This is a genomic window from Secundilactobacillus pentosiphilus (genome assembly GCF_002217985.1).
GTDB classification, from domain to species: Bacteria; Bacillota; Bacilli; order Lactobacillales; family Lactobacillaceae; genus Secundilactobacillus; species Secundilactobacillus pentosiphilus.
Genome location: NZ_BCMI01000118.1, coordinates 1 through 207, shown reverse-complemented (window position 1 = coordinate 207; position 207 = coordinate 1). Strand labels below are relative to the sequence as shown.

The following is a 207-nucleotide window of genomic DNA, read 5'->3' as shown; positions in this document are numbered from 1 at the left end:
TCGCCTGCACGAAGTCGGAATCGCTAGTAATCGCGGATCAGCATGCCGCGGTGAATACGTTCCCGGGCCTTGTACACACCGCCCGTCACACCATGAGAGTTTGCAACACCCAAAGTCGGTTCGGTAACCTTCGGGGGCCAACCGCCTAAGGTGGGGCAGATGATTAGGGTGAAGTCGTAACAAGGTAGCCGTAGGAGAACCTGCGGC

At 58.0% G+C, this 207-nt stretch carries 1 rRNA gene; it reads left to right on the top strand.

Annotated elements, in window-relative coordinates:
* A 16S ribosomal RNA gene (locus CES81_RS13300) occupies positions 1–207 on the top strand; the annotation flags it as partial.